1 protein-coding gene is annotated in these 2,752 nt (G+C 36.1%); it reads right to left on the bottom strand.

Annotation, left to right across the window (positions count from 1 at the left end):
• Positions 1–979: 979 nt before the first annotated feature.
• Positions 980–2,752, bottom strand: a 1,773-nt coding sequence (locus tag ACFIKY_RS08140; protein WP_375661663.1) for a Vomp family autotransporter, incomplete at its 5' end; no start/stop codon positions are given.

Raw genomic sequence — 2,752 nt, 5'->3', positions numbered from 1 at the left:
AGAAATGTGTTTCTAAAATCAGAATTTGCTGAAAAAACAGGTGTAACATTCGATAAAAATGTAGCCGCTGCAGCCAACGAAAGAACTTTAACAAAAGAAAAACGAGAACGTTTTAATTCACTCGCTGCTTGTGGGGCATATAATTTTTTCATAACAAACTCTCCAATGAAAAAACTTAAAAACACCTCCAAAAACATAAAAAAGACACATTTTAGCATTATTGACCTCTTTGGAATTGAGAATAGAGGATTATTGCTTAGAGTGTGAACGTTTTGAGTCTTTAATCTTGTTTTGTTTGTGCTTTCTGTGTTGAGACCTAAATGTTTGTTTTTTGATTATGTTTTGTGGGCATAAAAATAACACATTTAGAGTCTAAGGGGTTTAATGTGCTGTTTTTTCCTAACTAAAAAGAGGTCTTGCATATTTAATCTTACTTTTTACTTGGTAGTCGTTAATATAAAATCTTTCAAAAAAGGTTTTAGTATGTGTTTTCCTAGTTATAGACTTTAGTTTTATTAAAAAGCATTTTTTTGTTAATAACAAGTAAAGTAAAAAGAGATTGTAATATGTTCGAAATCTAGCTTGCCTCGGATAATCGGCTTTTTAGTTAGGTTTTCTCTTTTTAAAGTATCATGTGATGATATATGCGCGGTCTTGTGATGTACCTTCTATCTTTACGCACTACTTTTCCCCCCTTTGAAAGTTATTTTATCAAAATGAGTCTTACTAATATACATTTCCGCATCACTATAGACTGTTCAAGAAAATAGCAACATAAAAATATGACTTTTTAGCAATATGGATTCTACTGTGATCTTTTTTCAACAAAAATATAGAAAAAGCTTCTATAAAACCTCAAAGTTTATAGCCTCATCAAATATTATGCTTATCTCTGGGTAAATACTGTGCGTCTGTAAAAAAAATCACCCTCATTTCAATCAATAAGGGTGAAAATTTTATTAAGTTTTCGTTGTTCGTATTATTTTATTTTCAGAGTGATTGCTCCACCTATTCCCCAATGACCACCAGCACTCGTGGCAGAAAGATTAGAGCGGATTTTTCCGTTTTCAGATGTATAACCAGCACCAAGAGCAAATGCGGATTGTCCACGCCATGCGCCGCTACCAAATGAAACACTCAAAGATCCTGGTTCGTCGAAGTAACGTAGGTTGGACGCTGCTAGACCAACAGCTGCTGCTTGCCTTGCTTCTTTGCGTACACTCTTAATGTCATAACTTAAAATATTAAACTTCATATCTGTATATTGGTGAGCCCGATCAACGGCATCATCAATAGCATCGATAACGATATTATTCACTCGTTGATCTGTGTAATGCTTTGATTGATCAAGAACGATCTTCATCTGCTCTTGGGTATAGTCGTGAAGTTGACCACCATTTACAGCTTCTTTCGAACCTTGTTCAATACGACCATCCGCAACATTATCAATCATAACAGGTTCGCTTTCATTCCCACCTTTTAGAGTGATCTTATTGGTCTTTTTACCATCAGCATCTTTATCATAGTTAACTGCGCCATCAGAAAGATTATTAACCGTGTTTTCAATATTATCAACTCTGTTTTCAATATTGAAAACCGTTTCACCCATATCCGTAACCGTAGTGGAAATATTGTCGACTCTGTTTTCGATATGCTTAATATCTTTCTCAACGCCAGTGATCCGTTCGTTGGTCTGCCAAAGCTGTCCGCCATTGACTGCATCTTTTGAACCTTCTGCAATTTTACCATCTGCTACATTGATAATCTTACTTGGTTGACCATCGTGGCTAGCATCATAGGCTTTTTTCTGCTCATTCCAATTTAAACCATTGGACGAAACATTATTTTCAACATTTTGAATGCGATTGTTTATCTTGGACATACTCTCACTTACGCCGTCAAAAGCATTGGCAACGTCATGATAGGTCTTCTTCTCACCAGAACTACCGTCATTATTGAATTGTGCTATCTTGAAAGTAGGAGCGGTCCATTTTCCATCATTATAGCCAGCGCTACCACCAAAATACGCAGCAAGCTGATTACTCATCAAATAAAGTTGCGAACCATTTACAGCATCGGTTGAGTTAGCAGAAATATCTCCATTAGCAAGAAACTTAATTTTTCTATTGGTTCTTTCCTCTCCATGCTGTGCTACAAATGCCTGATCATCATTGCTCCACAACAAGGCGTCGCCTTTAACTTCTTGTGTAATATTATTGATTTTTTGTGTAAAATCATTTGTCACATTCGTTAAATGATCATTCACATTCTTTACATTTGCATCAAGACCACTCAAAGCGTCACCAACATTTTTAAAGGTTTTCTGAACCACCTTACCATTCGCAGAAACTGTAGATAATTTATACTCCGGTCCCCAAAAATCACCATCGACAAATTCGGCATCACCACCAAAATAGTTTGCTATATCTTGAGAGATTTGATTAATTTGGTCCCCATTTACTGCATCGGTTGAATCTTCAGCAATTTTGCCATCTTTAACATTAAGGAGAGCTACTGGTCCTTGACTCTTATTGCCGCCCAAAGACACACTGTTATAATTGACAGTGCCATCTGCACTTTTATCGTAGAGAACTGCAAAAGCACTTCCCTCTTTAATATTATTAATACTGTTACTAATATCTGCTATACGGCCATCCAGTTGTTCTTTATTAACAGCTTCATCATTATTAACCGCTGCCTTCACACCGGAAATTGTACGAGCACCACCTGATTTGTTCGCAACATTGATTTG

The organism is Bartonella sp. CR127HXZ (assembly GCF_042194555.1).
Taxonomy (GTDB): Bacteria; Pseudomonadota; Alphaproteobacteria; order Rhizobiales; family Rhizobiaceae; genus Bartonella; species Bartonella grahamii.
The sequence above is the reverse complement of the archived record's forward strand: the minus strand, read 5'-3'. Positions and strand labels throughout refer to the sequence as shown.